The following is a 16,654-nucleotide window of genomic DNA, read 5'->3' on the forward strand; positions in this document are numbered from 1 at the left end:
AAAGACCGTATGATACTGCAGCAGATGCGACGCATGTAAAGTCGCGCGCAGACATTCCGCTAGCCATCCACGCCCCGGATACAACGCCCGCCATGCCCAGATCCATCAGCGCCCTGACCATCGCCGGCTCCGATTCCGGCGGTGGCGCCGGCATCCAGGCCGATCTGAAAACCTTCGCGGCGCACGATGTGCACGGCCTGTCGGCAATCACCGCGCTGACCGCGCAGCACACCCGTGGGGTGACCGCAGTGCACGTGCCGCCGGTGGCGTTCCTGCGCGCGCAGATCGATGCCTGCTTCGAGGATTTCGACATCGGCGCGGTGAAGCTGGGGATGCTGGCCTCGGCCGAGGTGATCCACGCGGTGGCCGACGCGCTGGAGGCGTATCGCCCGCGCCACGTCGTGCTTGACCCAGTCATGGTCGCGACCTCCGGTGCACGGCTGCTGGAGGCCGACGCGCTCGACGCCCTGCGCGGGCGCCTGCTGCCACTGGCAACGGTGTTGACGCCGAACATCCCCGAAGCCGAACTGCTGCTCGACGCGCGGATCGCCGACGGCGCCGCCGCGGACGCTGCATTGATCGCGCTGCGCGCGCTCGGCGCGGAGGCGGTGCTGCTCAAGGGCGGCCACCTCGACGAAGGCGACGAGGTGACCGACCGTTACGCCGATGGCGGCGCACAGTCCCGCTACCGCCACCCGCGCATGGACATCGACGGCCACGGGACCGGCTGCACCCTTGCCTCGGCGATCGCCGCCAACCTGTGCCTGGGCATGCGCCTGCCCGATGCCTGCCGCAACGCCACCGACTACGTGCACGAGGCCATACGCCGCGGCCATGCGCCGGGCCGCGGCAACGTGCGCGTGCTCGACCACTTCGGCGCGCGCCGACCATGACTGCGACGCCCGAGGCGCACGTTGGCGAGTCCGCGCCAGTCATCTCCCGCGACATCCCCCTCGTCGCAACCGACGGGCACCGTTACCAGTTGCTGGCACGGATCCCCGACCACGCGAAACGCACGCTGCTGTGGCTGCCTGCGCTGGGCGTGGCGGCCCGGCATTACCTGCCGCTGGCCGATGCATTGGCAGCCCGCGGCATTGCGGTGTTCGTGCACGAATGGCGCGGCCATGGCAGCAGTTCGCTGCGCGCGGGACGCAACTGCGATTGGGGCTACCGCGAACTGCTGCAATGCGATCTGCCCGCGAGCGAGGCGGCGATCGCCGAGGCGCTGCCCGGCGCCGTGCGGACGATCGGTGGCCACAGCCTCGGCGGACAGCTGGCCTGCTGCCGGCTCGCGCTCGACCCGCAGGCCGCGCAGGCGCTGTGGCTGGTCGCCAGCGGCGCACCGTATTGGCGGGCCTTCCCGCCACCGGCGCGCTGGTGGCTGCCGCTGGCCTGCCGTTTCCTGCCATGGCTGGCCGACGCGCGCGGCGCCCTGCCCGGCCATCGCATCGGTTTCGGCGGCAACGAGGCGCGCGGATTGATCCGCGACTGGGCCCGCACCGCGCTCAGCGGGCGCTACGCCGCCGCCGGGCTGGACCACGATCTCGAGGCGCGGATGGCGACGGTCGAAGTGCCGGCAAGGGCCGCGATCATGCGCGACGACTGGCTGGCGCCCGAGTCGTCGCTGCGTTTCCTGTTGTCCAAGCTGCCGCGCTCGCCGCTGCAGGCAACGACCTTTGACGCCAGCACGCTGGGAACGCGCGCCAACCATTTCGCGTGGATGCGTGAACCCGACGCCGTGGCTGCGTTCTTCGCCAACCCGTAGGAGCGCGCCCCATGGGCGCGAAGGACGTACCGGGAAAGCAGCGCGCCCATGGGGCGCTCCTGCGATGTCCAAGGCAGCGCGTCACCGCCTCGCGATGGCGCGCCATTCAACCGGCAGCGAGCGCGGCCCATTCGTGCAGCGCGGTTTCGCCTGCCGCCTGTTCGACTGCCGCCTGTTCGACTGCCGCCTGTTCGACTGCAGCCTTGCCGTAACCGTCCGGATTCGTCGACTGCCAGCGCCAGGCATCGCGGCACATCGCATCGAGGTCGAGTTCGGCGCGCCAACCCAGCAGCCGCTGCGCAAGTGAAGGATCGGCATACACCTGCGCGACATCGCCGGCCCGGCGCGCCACGATCTCGTACGGGATCGCGCACCCCGAGGCCCTGGCGAATGCCTGCACAAGTTCGAGCACGCTGACGCCGCGGCCGGTGCCGAGGTTCACGGTCAGGCTGCGGTCCTCGCCCACCAGGTAGTCGATAGCGTCGGCATGCGCGCGCGCCAGGTCCATGACGTGGAGGTAGTCGCGCACGCCGGTGCCGTCGACCGTGGGCCAGTCGCCACCGAACACCTGCAGCCGGGCGCGGCGACCGACCGCCACCTGGCTGACATACGGCATGAGGTTGTCGGGAACACCGCCCGGATCCTCGCCGATCAACCCCGACGGATGCGCGCCTACGGGGTTGAAGTAGCGCAGGTTGGCGGCGCGGAACGACGGGTCGGATTCGCACAGGTCACCGATCAGCTGTTCCATCACCAGCTTGGTGCGGCCGTAGGGGTTGGTGGTCCGCAGCGCGGCATCCTCGCGCACCGGCACGCTGTCCGGGTCGCCGTAGACGGTGGCCGACGAACTGAACACCAGCCGCTTCGCGCCCGCGGCCTGCATCGCCTGCAGCAGGTGGATGGTGCCGCTGATGTTGTTCTCGAAGTACGCCAGCGGCCGGCGACAGGAATCGCCCACGGCCTTGAGCGCGGCGAAATGCACCACTGCGTCGAAGTGCGGGCCTTCGAACAGCGCGTCGACGTCGGCGCGCACCCGCAGGTCGGCCTGCTGGAAGAAGACCGGCCGGCCGGTGATGCGCCGCAGCCGTCCGAGCACGCGCGGCGAACTGTTGATGAAATTGTCCGCGACCAGCAGGTCGTGGCCGCGCTCGGCCAGCACCGCACAGGCGTGGCTGCCGATGTAGCCGGCGCCGCCACAGACCAGGATCCGCATTTTCCCTTGCCCCATCGAATGCACTGCTTCCAGCAACGCGGTAAACGCGCGATTCCGGCAACCGGTGCGGCGCGGATGCAGGCTGATGGCCTCGCATCGTCGATGAATGCGTTTGTCCAGTCGCCAACTGCTCCCTTCCTTGTCGACACGGCCGGTCCGATAGACTGTCCGGATCGACCCACCGGGCCCTTCGATGACTTCACCCGACATGACCGCGGCGCTGCCTGCACAAGACGACATCCGGATCGCCGTGATCGGACTGGGCTACGTGGGGCTGCCGCTGGCAGCGACCTTCGGCCGCCGCTACCGCACGCTCGGCTTCGACATCGATGATGGCCGCATCGCCGAACTGCGCCAGCACCACGACCACACGCTGGAGATGTCCGGCGACGAACTGCGGGCAGCGGACAAGCTCGAGTTCAGCAGCGACCCGCAGGCGCTGGCCGGCTGCAACGTGTTCATCGTCACCGTGCCGACGCCGATCGACGACTACAAGCGGCCGGACCTGCGCCCGCTGGAATCGGCAAGCCGCACCGTGGGCCGGGCGATCGGCCGCGGCGGCGTGGCGATCTACGAGTCGACCGTCTACCCCGGCGCCACCGAGGAAGTGTGCGTGCCGATCATCGAGGCCGAGTCGGGGCTGACGTTCAACCAGGACTTCTTCGCCGGCTACAGCCCCGAGCGGATCAATCCCGGCGACCGCGAGCACCGCCTGGAAACGATCCTCAAGGTCACCTCGGGCTCGACGCCGGAAGCGGCCGACTTCATCGATGCGCTGTACGCCAGCATCATCACCGCCGGCACCCACAGGACATCCAGCATCCGCGTCGCCGAAGCCGCCAAGGTCATCGAGAACACCCAGCGCGACGTCAACATCGCCCTGATCAACGAGCTGTCGCTGATCTTCCACCGCCTCGGCATCGATACCCACGAAGTACTCGAAGCGGCGGGGACGAAGTGGAACTTCCTGCCGTTCCGGCCGGGCCTGGTCGGCGGCCATTGCATCGGCGTGGACCCCTACTACCTGACCCACAAGGCCCAGCAGATCGGCTACCACCCGGACGTGATCCTGGCCGGGCGCCGGATCAACGACTCCATGGGCAGCCATGTCTCCGAGCGGGTGGTCAAACTGATGCAGCAGCGCGGCTTCCAGACCGCGGGCGCCAGGGTGCTGGTGCTGGGGCTGGCGTTCAAGGAGAACTGCCCGGATCTGCGCAACACCCGCGTGGTGGACATCATCCGCGAGCTGAAGAGCTACAACGCCGAGGTCGACGTGCACGACCCCTGGGTCGCACCCGCGCACGCCGAAACCGAATACGGACTGTCGCTGATCGAAAAACCGGAGCCCGGCCGCTACGACGCGGTGGTGCTGGCGGTGGCGCACGACCGCTTCGTCGCGCTCGGCGCCGACGGCGTGCGCGCGTTCGCGAAGCCCGGCGCGGTGCTGTTCGACGTCAAGCGCGCGTTGCCGCGCGCCGAGGTCGACGGCTGCCTGTGAGCCGGGCGCCTGTAGGAGCGGCTTCAGCCGCGAGCTTCTGAGCGCGGATGCAAGCTCCGGGAAGACGCTTCAACGCCCGCCTGTCATCGGGCTCCCGAAAGGCTCGCGGCTGAAGCCGCTCCTGCAGGGGACACCGGCTTCGGCTGCCGATCACCTGTTACCGGTTACCCTTTTACCCTCACCGCATCGACCCAAGACACCACCATGCGCATCCTCGTCACCGGCGCCGCCGGCTTCATCGGCTCGAAACTCAGCGAGCGCCTTCTCGCGCGTGGCGACGAGGTGCTGGGCTACGACAACCTCAACGACTACTACGACCCGCGGCTGAAGGACGCCCGGCTGGCGCGGCTGACGCCGCTACCCGGCTTCTCGTTCCTGCGCGCATCGCTGGAAGACCGCGCCGCGCTCGACGCGGCCTTCGCCGACTTCAAGCCGCAGCGGGTGGTCAACCTCGCCGCCCAGGCCGGCGTGCGCTACTCGCTGGAGAACCCGCACGCCTACGTCGAAAGCAACATCGTCGGCTTCATGAACATCCTCGAAGCCTGCCGCCACAACGGCGTCGAACACCTGGTCTATGCGTCGTCGAGCTCGGTCTACGGCAACAACCGCAAGCTGCCGTTCGCGGTCGAGGACAGCGTTGACCACCCGGTGAGCATGTACGCGGCCACCAAGAAGGCCAACGAGCTGATGGCGCACACCTACAGCCACCTGTTCAACCTGCCGACCACCGGCCTGCGCTTCTTCACCGTCTATGGCCCCTGGGGGCGGCCAGATATGGCGCTGTTCCTGTTTACCCGCAAGATCCTCGCCGGCGAGCCGATCGACGTGTTCAACCACGGCCACCACACCCGCGACTTCACCTATGTCGACGACATCGTCGAGGGCGTGATCCGCACCCTCGTCCACGTGCCCGGCCCCGACCCGGCGTACGACCCGCTGGCGCCCTCACCCGCCACGTCCAGCGCGCCCTATCGCGTCTACAACATCGGCAACAACCAGCCGGTGGAACTGCTGCGCTACATCGAGGTGCTCGAGGACTGCCTCGGCCGCAAGGCGGAGAAGCGGCTGCTGCCGCTGCAGCCCGGCGATGTTCCGGACACCTACGCCGATGTCGCCGCCCTGCAGCGTGATACCGGCTACTCGCCGTCGACGCCGATCGAAACCGGCGTCGCGCGCTTCGTGGAGTGGTACCGGGGCTTCTACGGCGCCTGAGCCCGCTCCGCCGTCCAGGCGCACCGATTCCACACCCATGCGCCCCGCTCCGCAAGCGGGCTCGCGAACACGCTGCAACGCTCCCCTACCGCGGCACTGGCCGGAGCCGGCAGCTTCGCCCGTTGTTGCTGGTGACAGTGCAGGCACATGGGGAACCGCCGATGGCGATGAAACAGCTTTCGGACGAACAGCTGGCGACGTTCGACACCGAGTACGTCACCGAGGCGCTCTGGACCATCCTCACCGGCCACATCGACCGCACCCATCCCGACGGCCGCTTCACCTTCCTCGACATCGGCGGCGGCAACGGCGTGTTCGCCGACCGGCTGCTGGCTGCCTATCCGGCCGCCGAAGGCGCCGTGCTCGACAACTCCCGGCTGCTGCTCGACCGGAACAAGCCCAGCCCGCGCAAGACGCTGATCGAAGAATCCGCCGAGAACCTCGAACAACTGGGGGGCAAGTACGACCTGGTGTTCTTCAACTGGGTCCTGCACCACCTGGTCGGTGACGGCTACGGAAAGTCGGTGCGGCATGTCGACCAGACCCTGCGCAAGGCCGCGGCGCTGCTGACGCCCAACGGCCATATCTCGATCTTCGAGAACATGTACAACGGCCTGCTCGTCGACAACGCACCCAGCCACATCATCTTCAACCTCACCTCGGCCAAGGCGATCGCACCGATCATCCGCCGGCTTGGCGCCAATACCGCGCGGCTTGGCGTGTGCTTCCAGTCGAAGTCGCGCTGGCAGCAGATCCTGCGCGACGCAGGCATCGGGTCGGTCGACTACGACGAGGACAGCCCATGGCCCGTGCCACTGGCGTGGAAGACGTTCCTGCACGTGGGCAACGTGCGCTGCGGGAACTTCTGGGGAAGGCCGCTCGCATCGGGACAGACCGCGTCTCCCTGAGACTGCGCCGATCACGTTGCCCGACCACATCACCTCGATCACTTCATCGCGATCACTTCACTGTATGCGTCGAATGGCCGGATCGAGCGGTTTCACACGTTGATAGACGCACAGCACCAGGATCGAAATCCAATGCGAATCCACTCCGTACTCCCCATCCTGCTGTCGATCTTCCTCGCCGGATGCGCCACGTCCGGTGGCGGCGCGGCAGACATCCCGCCAGCCCACGCGACCACCACGACCGACGACTACCACATCGGCGTGGATGACATCGTCCAGGTGTCGGTGTGGCGCAACCCCGAGCTCGGCATCACCGTGCCGGTACGCCCGGACGGCAAGATCACCGTGCCGCTGGTCGGCGACATCGATGCCGGTGGCCGCACGCCGTCGGAAGTCTCTGCGGACATCCAGGAAAAGCTGGGTGCATACGTGCGCGACCCGCAGGTCGCGGTGATCCTGACCGACCTGCGCAGCCACGAATACCTGTCGCGGATCCGGGTCACCGGCGCGGTCAAGCAGCCGATTTCGATCCCCTATCGCCAGGGCATGACCGTGCTCGACGCGGTCCTGGCCGCCGGCGGTACCAGCGAGTTCGCCGCTCCCGACCGCACCGACCTGTATCGCAAGAACGATGGCGGATCCACGCAACGCTACCCGGTGCGGCTGGACCGGATCCTCGGCAGCGGCGACCTGTCCACCAACTTCCCGGTCGCACCCGGCGACGTCATCACCGTGCCGGAACGCATCCTGTGACCATGAACGCCATGGAGCCGGCGTCGCACCACGCCTCGCCGCTGATTGCACAGTTCCCTTTGCTGCGCGAGGAGATGCGGCGGCGGCCGGTCATGCTCGCGGCGACCTTCGCCGGCATCGCCCTGCTCGCGCTGGCCATCGGCATCATGCTGCCCCGCAAGTACGCCTCCTCGACCACGATCCTGGTCCAGGAAAGCAACATCATCGCGCCGCTGATGGAAGGCCGCGCGGTGCCGACGGGCGTCAGCGACCGCGCTGGCATCACCCGCGAAGTGGCGTTCAGCAAGAAGGTCATGCACAAGATCCTCGAAGTCGGCGGCTGGATGAACGACAAGCCAACGCCGGTGGAGCAGGACAAGCTGATCGAGAAGATCGTTGCCCGCACCCAGATCACCAACCCGCGCTCCAACCTGATCCAGATCACCTATACCGACCCCTCGCCCGAGCGCGCATTCGAGGTCACCCGCAACTTGGCCAACCTGGTGATCGACGAGAGCCTGGCGACCAAGGAGCGCGAGAGCCGGCAGGCCTACGAGTTCATCGACGACCAGGTGAATCAGTACCACGGCAAGCTGACCGACGCCGAGGCAAAGCTGGAGCAGTACCGCAGCGCCAATCCCGACGCGCGGGCCGGCGTCGATGCAGACGTCAACGCCCGCATCGGGGAACTGCGCCGCCAGATCGAATCCGCCAAGCTTGAGCTGATCGACCAGCGCTCCGAGGAGTCGGCTCTGCAGTCGCAGCTGTCCGGCGAGTCGGAGATCAGCGCGGTCCAGACCCGCGCCAGCGAGTTCCGCGCGCGACTGATGGAACTGCAGGCCGAGCGCGACAGGTTGCTGCTTTCCTTCACCCAGCAGCATCCGGACGTGGTGCGCGTGCAGCACCAGATCCGCGACCTGGAGGAGGAACTGAAGGACGAAACACAGCGGCAGCAGACGCGTTCGGCCCAGGGGGGATCGATCAATTCCGCGAGCGAGTTCAATCCGCTATACACCGAATTGCGCAGCAAGCTGGCGACAGCGCAGCGGCGCACCGCGGCAACCGGATCGCGCATCGCCACCGCGCAGGGCATGTTGAACGACGAACTCGCGCGCAGCGTCCGGATCGCGTCGTCGGAAAGCGCGCTCGCCGAACTGACGCGTGATTACGAGGTCAACCGCGATCTCTACCAGGACCTGCTCAAGCGCCGCGAGAACGCACGCGTGTCCATGAACCTGGACGCCGAACGCCGCGGCCTGAGCTTCCGTATCCAGGAACCGGCGGCGTTGCCGTTGCGGCCCGCCGGCCTGCGGCTGCTGTACGTCGCCGTCGGCGGCCTGCTGCTGGCTGCGCTGATCCCGCTGTTCCTGCTGCTCGGCGTGATCAAACTCGATCCGCGCGTGCGTGCGCCGCGACAGATCGAAACGCTCGCAGGCCTGCCCGTGCTCGGCGTCATCCCGAGATTCCCGACGCGCGCCACGCGCGCCCGCAACCTGCGCAGGCTGAGCCTGGCCGCGATGCTGTTCGTGAGCGTCCCGGTCGCATATGGCGCCGTCTGGGCCCTCAAATGGCTGCACGTCCAATGACCGATTCGACTGCCCCCGCCCAGCTCCATGACGAGATCGCAGAGCGCCGGCGGATGGCCGGGCGCTCGATCACGCCGCTCGCAGAACCGGGAACGCTGACCAATACCCAGCTGCAGGATCGCGCCACGATCTACCGCACCGACCGGATGCAACCGGAAGTCGATGCGTTCCGTGAACTGCGCACGCGTCTGCTGGCCGTGGCGGAAGGCAACTTCATCACCCTGGTCGCGCCGGTCAGCGCCGGCAGCGGCGGCAGCTTCGTGGCCCGCAACCTGGCTGCGGCGTTCGCGTTCGATGCCACCAAGAGCGCGCTGCTGGTCGACTGCGACCTGCGCCATCCCTCCCAGCACAAGACGATGCGGATCGACCCGGCCAATGGCGGCCTGATCGACTACCTCGACGACGACGAAACCGATATCGCCGACGTGATCTACCCCACTGGCGTCGGCCGATTGTCGTTGCTGCCGACCGGCGCCGCGCGCGAAACCGGTGCCGAGTACTTCTCGTCGCTGCGCATGCGCGTACTGCTGGACTCGCTGCGCGGGCGCCAGGGCGGCCACTACATGGTGCTGGACGGCCCGCCGGTCCGGGGAAACCCGGATGCACGCATCCTCGCCGACCTGGCCGACGTGGTGGTGCTGGTTGCCGGATACGGATGCGACACGCCCGCCACGATCGCCCAGGCGGCTTCCAGCTTCGATCCCGCCAAGTTCGCGGGCGTGGTCTTCAACGAAGGCGTGTGAGGTCAATCCGTGAGCAGCCAGCCCCGTTTCCACGCGTTGCGCCACATGCGGACCGGCCTGTTGCCGTTGGCGCTGCTGGCGGCCCTGCCCTGCCCGGCCGAATCGTTGCGGGTGGATTACGTGCTCGGCGCATCGCTTCTGCACAGCGACAACATCAATCTCAGCGAAACCGACCCGGACAGCGAAACCGTGCTCTCGCCGGAGATCAGCTTCGAAGCCACGCAGTCCGGCTCCAGCACCAGTTTCAAGGCGCGCGGCAGCCTGCAGTATCTGGATTATCGCGACAACACCTACGGTGACGAGGCACGCGGCGAGTTCGCCGGGCAATTCAACTGGATGCTGCTTCCGCAGCGCCTGAACCTGGTTGTCGAGGATTACCTGGGCCGCCAGCCGGTCGACTTCACCGCCGGTTACAGCCCCGGGAATCAGCAGCAGATCAACGTCTTTACCGCCGGGCCCAGCCTGTTCGCGCGGTTCGGTACCGCGACACGGGCCCAGCTCGACCTGCGCTACAGCGATACCTATGCCGAGGAAACGCGCGAGTTCAACGGCAACCGCTACCTGGTCGCCGGGCGCCTGTTCCGGGACCTCGGCACCAGTCGCTGGCTTTCGGCAAACGTCGAGGCGAGCAGCGTCCGCTTCGATCTCGATACGCCATCGGCCGACTACGACCGCTACGACGCCTACGTCGCCTATCGGCACGAATCCACGCGCCTGAACATGGATGTCGCGGTCGGCTACACCCGGCTCGAACAGGACAACGTCGCCGGCACCGAATCCTCGCCCCTGGCCCGGGCCCAACTCGACTGGCAACTTGCACCGCGCAGCATGCTCAGCGCGACGGCCAGCTATCAGTTCGCGGACACGGCGTCGGACCTGGTCGCCAACAGCAGCCGGCTCGACACCCTGGTGATCGAGGACGTGGCCGCGCCGACCGGCCTGGTCGGACCGGCCGTGTATCGCCAGCGCCGCTACGAAGTCGGCTACCGGTACACGGGGGATCGCTGGAACTTCCAGGTCCGCCCCTACCTGGAGCGAACCGATTACAACGACACGGCGCTGGTCGGCTGGGAGACCCGCGGCGGCTACTTCAACGCCGAGTACCAGCTGCGTCCGCGCCTCAGCCTGACCGCATCGGCGATGCGTGAAGACCGCGAGTTCGCCGACGGGTCGCGCAACGACCGGGACACCCTGGCGCGCATCGGGCTGACCTATGAATTCAGCCGCCACCTCAGCGGCTCGGTCGGCTGGCAGCGCCGCGAACGCGAGAGCGACGTGCCGGGCCAGGACTATCGCGAAAACGTGGCGACGATCAGCGTCAGCTACCGCCGGTAGGGGCACTGGCGATGCAACCGACTTCATCCACGCCACCACGGCGCGCCATTGCCCTGATGTACCACGCGCTCTCGCGTGGCCAGGTGCCGCCGGGACAGGACCCGCACTACACGCTCGACGAGACGCGCTTCCGCGGGCAGTTGCAACAGGTGGCTGAGGCCGGAGGTGCCTGTTCGGCGCGCGGCTGGCTGCATGATGGCGAACAGCGGCCCGTGCTGCTCACCTTCGACGACGGCCACATAAGCAACTACGAGCTGGCCTTTCCCGCGCTGGTCGAACACGGGATGCGCGCCGACTTCTTCGTCAACCCGGGCCATGTCGGCAAGCCCGGCTTCGCCAGCTGGGCGCAACTGCGCGAGATGGGCTCGGCCGGCATGTCGATTCAGTCGCACGGTTACGACCACGTCTACCTGACCAGCCTGGGCCGCGACGCATTGCGCGAACGGCTGCACGCGGCGCGGATCACGATCGAGGACGGCATCGGCAGTGCAGTGACCCTGCTGGCGCCTCCAGGCGGGCGCATGCCCGCCGGACTGGTGGGAATCGCACGCCAGTGCGGCTACGGGCGCGTGCTTTCATCGCGCCCGGGGCGCCTGCCGGCATCCCGCGGCACGACCGTGCTGCCGCGGCTGGCGATCACGACCGCAATCGATGCGCATCGCTTCCACGCATGGATCCACGGCAAGCACACCTCGATCCTGCGCGAACAGTTGCGCTATGGCTCGTTGTCGCTGGCCAAGGGCATCCTCGGCGATTCGCGCTACGAACGTGCCCGGATGCTCGCGCTCGCCGGGCGCAGGAGCTGACCGTGGCGACCGTGTTCTGGCTGGCGGCTGCACTGGTCGCGTTCGCGTACGCCGGCTACCCGCTGCTGATGGCGCTGCGGGCGCGCTGGCACGCGCGTCCGGTGGTGCCGGGGGACAGCCTGGCCACGATCGACGTGGTCCTGGTCGTGCACGATGCCGCCGCGCTGGTCGAGGCCAAGCTGCGCAACCTGCTGGAACTCGACTATCCCGCCGAACGCCTGCGCATCAACCTCGCTTGCGATGGTTGTTCCGATGCCACCGAGGCCATCGCGCGGGCGATCGGTTCGCCGCGGATCCGGGTGTTCGCATTCGGCCAGCGTCGCGGGAAGTCCGCGTGCATCGCCGAACTCGTCCCGCAACTGGATGCGGAACTGATCCTGTTCACCGACGTACGCCAGCGGATCGACACCGACGCCGCGCGGATGCTGGCCATGACGCTCGCCGACCCCGCTGTCGGCGCCGCCAGCGGCGAACTGGTGCTCGAGGCGGACAACGGCTACGGCCGTGGCATCGACGCCTACTGGCGCTACGAGAAGCTGCTGCGACGACTGGAAAGCGCCAGCGGCTCGATCGTTGGCGCCACGGGCGCCCTGTATGCCGCGCGGCGCGAACTGCTTGTACCGCCGCCAGCCGGGATCATTCTCGACGACATGTGGATCCCGCTGGCGATCGCCGCCGGCGGGCACCGGGTCGTGTTCGTGCCACAAGCGCTGGCGCACGACCGTGGCGCCAGCGACAGCGCTTCGGAAGAAACCCGCAAGCGGCGCACGCTCGCCGGCAACTACCAGCTGCTGCATCGCTGGCCGCAGCTCGCCCTGCCCGGCGCGCACCCGCTGGCGCTGCGCCTGTGGGGACACAAGTGGCTGCGCCTGGCAGCACCCTGGTGCCTGCTGGCGCTGCTGGCCAGCAACCTGTGGCTGACACGCGGCGGCGACATGTTCTACCTGGCCAGCCTCGCCCTGCAGGTGGCGGCGTACCTGCTGGCGCTGTCCGCGCGCCTGCGCCCTTCGCTGGCCACAGCCTGGCTTCCTGCGCGGTTGTGCGGCGCATTCCTGAGCCTCAACCTCAGCGCCGCACTGGCGCTGGTCGACTACCTTCGCAATCCGCAGGCGCACCTGTGGCAGACCACGCGACTGGAGGCGGCCCGCCAATGACCACTTCCCCGCCCCCGCGACGCGTGGTCTACGTGGTCTCGCTGTTCCCGTGCTGGTCGGAGACGTTCATCGTGCGCGAGATCAGCGCATTGATCGAATCCGGCGTCGACGTGCGCGTGCTGTCGCTGAAACCTGCGACCGAACAACTGGTGCACCGCGACGCGGCCGCGCTGCTGGAACGCGTGCGCCATCCGGGGAGAGGGTTGGCCGCAGCGGGCCGCCGGGTGCGGGCGATGGTCCGCCATCCCTGGATCCTGCTGCACGCGCTCGCCAACGTCGTCGCCGACGGCTGGCGCACGCCGCGCACCGCGGCCAAGTCCGTCGCTGCCCTGCTGCGCGGGATGGAGCACGTCGGCTGGATGCGCGACTTCGACCCGGACTTCATCCATGCCCACTGGGCCACCTATCCGTCCACGGTGGCATGGGCGCTGGGCCGCATGCTCCGCCGGCCGTTCGGCTTTACCTGCCACGCGCACGACATCTTCGTCGAGCGCCAGATGCTGGCGCGCAAGATCGAAGAAGCCTCGCTCGCCGTCACCATTTCCCACCACAACGTCGGCTGGCTGACCACGAACGTCACCCCGTGCGCCGACAAGCGGCTCAAGCTCGTCCACTGCGGCGTCGACCTGGACGCCTTCCCGTGGCACGGCGAGGGACGCGACCCACACACTATCCTTGCCGTCGGCCGGCTCGATCCGATCAAGGGCTTCGAGACCCTGATCGACGCGCTTGCGGCGCTGCACGCCGGCGGCGTTGCGTTCCACTGCCGGCTGGTCGGTTCGGGGCCGCTCGATGCGGCGCTGCGCGAGCGCGCCCGGTTCCATGGCATCGCGGGCCTGGTCGAGTTCACCGGCGCCCGGTCGCAGGACGAGGTCCGGGCATGGATGCGCACGGCCACCGTGTTCGCGATGCCCTCGCGGATCGGCGACGACGGCGACCGCGACGGCATTCCCGTCGCGCTGATGGAAGCGATGGCCAGCGGCTGCGCCGCGGTCGGCACGCGCGTTTCCGGCATTCCGGAGCTGATCGAGGACCGGGTCGACGGGCTGCTGGTCGAGCCCCGCGATCCGGCGGGACTTGCCCGGGCGCTGCAGTGCCTGTTGCACGATGGCGCGCTGCGCCAACGGCTCTCGATCCGCGCTCGGGAACGCATCGAGCGCGATTTCGATTCACGCAAGGAAGCCGCGCGCCTGCGCCGCCTCATGCAAGACGCAGTGGCCGGCGACGCCCTGCCTGCCCGGCGTGGCACGGCCGTCGCCGCCACCCCGAATGCACGACCGCAACCCCGGATCGGACACGCCCATGAATGACACCCCTGCCACCCGCCCGCTGCGCGTGCTGTACGTGGTCTCCCTGTTCCCGTGCTGGTCGGAAACCTTCATCGTGCGCGAGATGCACGCCCTGGTCGGACACGGCGCCGATATCGGCATCCTGTCGCTGAAACCGCACAGCGAGCGCATCGTGCAGAATCGCGCCGCCGAGCTGCTCGACCGCACCCGCTACCCGCACGGCGCGCTGCGCTCGGTCCTGGAAATGTTGGCGCTGGCCGCGCGCCACCCGCTCAAGGTCGGCGGCTTCGTGGCCACGCTGTGCGCGCGCATGTGGCGCCAGCCCGGCAACCTGGTGCGCAGCCTCGGCGCACTGTGCCGCGCGGCCGGGCAGTGGCGCTGGATCCGCGAGTTCGACCCGCAGATCATCCACGCGCCGTGGGCGACCTACCCGGCGACCGTGGCCTGGTTCCTCTCGCGCCTGAGTGGAAAGCCCTTCTCGTTCACCAGCCGGGCGCACGACATCTTCGTCGAGGACCACATGATGGCGGCCAAGCTTCGGCAGACCGCGCTGGCGGTGACGATCACCCGCAACAACGTGCGCCACATGGCGCGCTGGATGGACGCGCCCGGGGCGATCCCGATCCAGGTCGTGCATTCGGCCCTGGACCTGCCCGAGATCGCCTACCGCCGCGACGCGCGCATGCCGCACCAGCTGCTGTCGGTGGGCCGGCTCGACCCGATCAAGGGCTTCGACGTGCTGCTGCCCGCACTGGCCGAACTGCAGCGGCGCGGCATCGCCTTCGACAGCACCATCATCGGCGAGGGCGAGGAACTGCAGCGGCTGGAAGCCCAGCGAGACGCGCTGGGCCTGCACGATCGTGTGCGCTTCGCAGGCGCCCAGCCCAACACCCGCGTGCGCGACGCGATGGCCGAGGCGACGCTGATGGTGATGCCTTGCGTAGTGACGAAGGAGGGCAACGCCGATGGCATCCCCAACGTGCTTACCGAGGCGATGGCGTCCGGGCTGCCGGTGATCAGCACTCGCGTATCCGGGATCCCGGAACTGATCGACGACGGCGTCAGCGGGCGACTGGTGGAGTCGCGCGACCCGCTCGCCCTGGCTGATGCGATCGCGCAGATGCTCGCCGATCCCGGCCTGCGCGAACGCTGCGCCGAGGCGGGGCGCAAGAAGGTGGAACGCGAGTTCGACGTCCGCAGCGAGGCCGGGCGCCTGTTCACCCACATGACGGACGTCGCCCATGGCTGAGCCGCTGCGCGTGCTGGTGGTCAGCGACGAGATGGAGGTTGGCGGCAGCCAGCGCCAGATCGCCAGCCTGCTGTGCGCGCTGCCCCGCGAGCAATGCCACGTCGAGCTCGCCTACTTCCGCCGACCCTCGTTTCTGGTCGACGACATCGAGCACGCCGGGATCGCCGTGCACCGCATCGACAAGCGCGGCCGCGTCGACCCGGCCTTCCTGCTGCGCCTGGCGCGCTTCCTGCGCAACGGCCGCTTCGACGTGGTGCACTGCTTCTCGTTCACCGCGGAGCTGTGGGTGCGACTGGCGCTGTTGCTCGCCCCCGGCGCGGTGATGGTGGCCTCGATGCGCGACATGGGCCACGGGCTGACGCCGCTGCAGTGGCGGATCAAACGCCTGGTCTGCGGCAGCGCGCGCGCGGTGATCTCCAACTCCGCGCGCGCCGCCGAGCGCATCCGCGCCCTGCTCGGTCCCGCGCAGCCGGTGCACGTGATCGCCAACGGCATCGACGTGCCCGCGCCGCTTGCGCCGGGGGAGCGCCGGGCGTTGCGCGCGGAAATGGGGGCCAGCGACGATCGTGCCGTGGCGCTGTTCGTCGGGCGCCTCGCCTACCAGAAGAACGTCGAGCTGCTGCTCGCCGCGCTGGCCGCGCTGCCGCCGGCGCGGCGCCCGCGCACCGCGCTGGCCGGCAGCGGCCCGTTGCGCGAAGCGCTGCAGGCGCGCGTCGGCGAGTTGGGCCTGGCGTGCGACGTGCGGTTCCTCGGCGAACGTCGCGACGCGCGCGAGTTGATGCAGGCGGCGGATTTCCTGGTACTGCCGTCGCGCGACGAGGGCCTGTCGAACGTAGTGCTCGAGGCGATGTCCGCCGGCCGGCCGGTGCTGGCCACGCGCGTGGGCGGCAACGCCGAACTGGTCGAGGACGGCACCAGCGGCATGCTGTTCGATTGCGGCGACGCCGCCGCCCTCGCCGCCGCGCTGGACCGGTTCGCGGGCGATCCCGCCTGGCGCGACCGTCTCGGCAGCGCGGCCCGTGCGCGCGTGATCGATCGCTACTCGCCCGCCGTGCTCGCGCGCGAAACACTCGCCGTCTACCGCCAATGCATGGAGCCGCTATGAACCTGGCGAACCCTCGTTCCGAAGCCACCCGCCCCGCCCCGCTTCGATCTGACGCGCCA

General features: G+C 68.8%; 15 protein-coding genes. 14 read left to right on the forward strand and 1 reads right to left on the reverse strand.

Annotated elements, in window-relative coordinates; translation table 11 throughout:
• Positions 1 to 92: 92 nt before the first annotated feature.
• The gene (thiD, locus tag ACTJIL_RS06640) at positions 93 to 893 is read left to right on the forward strand and encodes a bifunctional hydroxymethylpyrimidine kinase/phosphomethylpyrimidine kinase (protein ID WP_440754755.1); all 801 of its coding nucleotides are present in this window, start codon (positions 93 to 95) and stop codon (positions 891 to 893) included.
• Positions 890 to 1,765: an alpha/beta hydrolase family protein gene (locus ACTJIL_RS06645; RefSeq protein WP_440754756.1), complete on the forward strand. Its 876-nt coding sequence runs from the start codon at positions 890 to 892 to the stop codon at positions 1,763 to 1,765. The genes thiD and ACTJIL_RS06645 overlap by 4 nt, the downstream gene beginning before the upstream one ends.
• 106 nt (positions 1,766 to 1,871) lie before the next feature.
• Here ACTJIL_RS06645 and galE read toward each other — a convergent pair whose 3' ends face one another.
• Complete coding sequence (gene galE / locus ACTJIL_RS06650) at positions 1,872 to 2,978, reverse strand: UDP-glucose 4-epimerase GalE (RefSeq protein WP_440754757.1); 1,107 nt, start codon at positions 2,976 to 2,978, stop codon at positions 1,872 to 1,874.
• A gap of 193 nt (positions 2,979 to 3,171) precedes the next feature.
• On the opposite strand from galE, the gene ACTJIL_RS06655 reads away from it, so the two are divergent.
• The 12 genes from ACTJIL_RS06655 to ACTJIL_RS06710 all read left to right on the forward strand — a co-directional run bounded on the left by ACTJIL_RS06655 (position 3,172) and on the right by ACTJIL_RS06710 (position 16,595).
• Positions 3,172 to 4,476, forward strand: coding sequence for a nucleotide sugar dehydrogenase (locus ACTJIL_RS06655; protein ID WP_440754758.1), 1,305 nt, complete (start codon positions 3,172 to 3,174; stop codon positions 4,474 to 4,476).
• Positions 4,477 to 4,680: 204 nt separating this feature from the next.
• Positions 4,681 to 5,688 (forward strand): NAD-dependent epimerase, encoded by a 1,008-nt coding sequence (locus tag ACTJIL_RS06660; RefSeq protein ID WP_440754759.1) that lies wholly within the window; start codon positions 4,681 to 4,683, stop codon positions 5,686 to 5,688.
• A 167-nt stretch (positions 5,689 to 5,855) separates the two neighbouring features.
• A complete protein-coding gene (locus tag ACTJIL_RS06665) occupies positions 5,856 to 6,596 on the forward strand; it encodes a class I SAM-dependent methyltransferase (protein WP_440754760.1) in 741 nt (246 codons plus the stop codon).
• 132 nt (positions 6,597 to 6,728) lie between these two features.
• On the forward strand, positions 6,729 to 7,349 hold the full coding sequence (locus ACTJIL_RS06670) for an XrtA/PEP-CTERM system exopolysaccharide export protein (RefSeq protein ID WP_440754761.1): 621 nt from the start codon (positions 6,729 to 6,731) through the stop codon (positions 7,347 to 7,349).
• Between the two features lie 2 nt (positions 7,350 to 7,351).
• A complete protein-coding gene (locus ACTJIL_RS06675) occupies positions 7,352 to 8,914 on the forward strand; it encodes an XrtA system polysaccharide chain length determinant (RefSeq protein ID WP_440754762.1) in 1,563 nt (520 codons plus the stop codon).
• Entirely contained in the window at positions 8,911 to 9,657 is a 747-nt protein-coding gene (locus ACTJIL_RS06680; RefSeq protein ID WP_440754763.1) for a polysaccharide biosynthesis protein, read from the forward strand. The genes ACTJIL_RS06675 and ACTJIL_RS06680 overlap by 4 nt, the downstream gene beginning before the upstream one ends.
• Positions 9,658 to 9,666: 9 nt before the next feature.
• Complete coding sequence (locus ACTJIL_RS06685) at positions 9,667 to 10,992, forward strand: outer membrane beta-barrel protein (protein WP_440754764.1); 1,326 nt, start codon at positions 9,667 to 9,669, stop codon at positions 10,990 to 10,992.
• An 11-nt stretch (positions 10,993 to 11,003) separates the two neighbouring features.
• Positions 11,004 to 11,798: a polysaccharide deacetylase family protein gene (locus ACTJIL_RS06690; RefSeq protein ID WP_440754765.1), complete on the forward strand. Its 795-nt coding sequence runs from the start codon at positions 11,004 to 11,006 to the stop codon at positions 11,796 to 11,798.
• Between the two features lie 2 nt (positions 11,799 to 11,800).
• Positions 11,801 to 12,952 carry a glycosyltransferase family 2 protein gene (locus tag ACTJIL_RS06695; protein ID WP_440754766.1) on the forward strand — a complete coding sequence of 384 codons (1,152 nt, stop codon included), beginning with the start codon at positions 11,801 to 11,803 and terminating at the stop codon, positions 12,950 to 12,952.
• On the forward strand, positions 12,949 to 14,262 hold the full coding sequence (locus ACTJIL_RS06700) for a glycosyltransferase family 4 protein (RefSeq protein WP_440754767.1): 1,314 nt from the start codon (positions 12,949 to 12,951) through the stop codon (positions 14,260 to 14,262). The genes ACTJIL_RS06695 and ACTJIL_RS06700 overlap by 4 nt, the downstream gene beginning before the upstream one ends.
• On the forward strand, positions 14,255 to 15,490 hold the full coding sequence (locus ACTJIL_RS06705; RefSeq protein WP_440754768.1) for a glycosyltransferase: 1,236 nt from the start codon (positions 14,255 to 14,257) through the stop codon (positions 15,488 to 15,490). Before ACTJIL_RS06700 ends, ACTJIL_RS06705 begins: the two co-directional genes overlap by 8 nt.
• The gene (locus ACTJIL_RS06710) at positions 15,483 to 16,595 is read left to right on the forward strand and encodes a glycosyltransferase (protein WP_440754769.1); all 1,113 of its coding nucleotides are present in this window, start codon (positions 15,483 to 15,485) and stop codon (positions 16,593 to 16,595) included. Before ACTJIL_RS06705 ends, ACTJIL_RS06710 begins: the two co-directional genes overlap by 8 nt.
• Positions 16,596 to 16,654 lie beyond the last annotated feature (59 nt).

The organism is Luteimonas sp. 22616 (genome assembly GCF_052044325.1).
Taxonomy (GTDB): Bacteria; Pseudomonadota; Gammaproteobacteria; order Xanthomonadales; family Xanthomonadaceae; genus Luteimonas.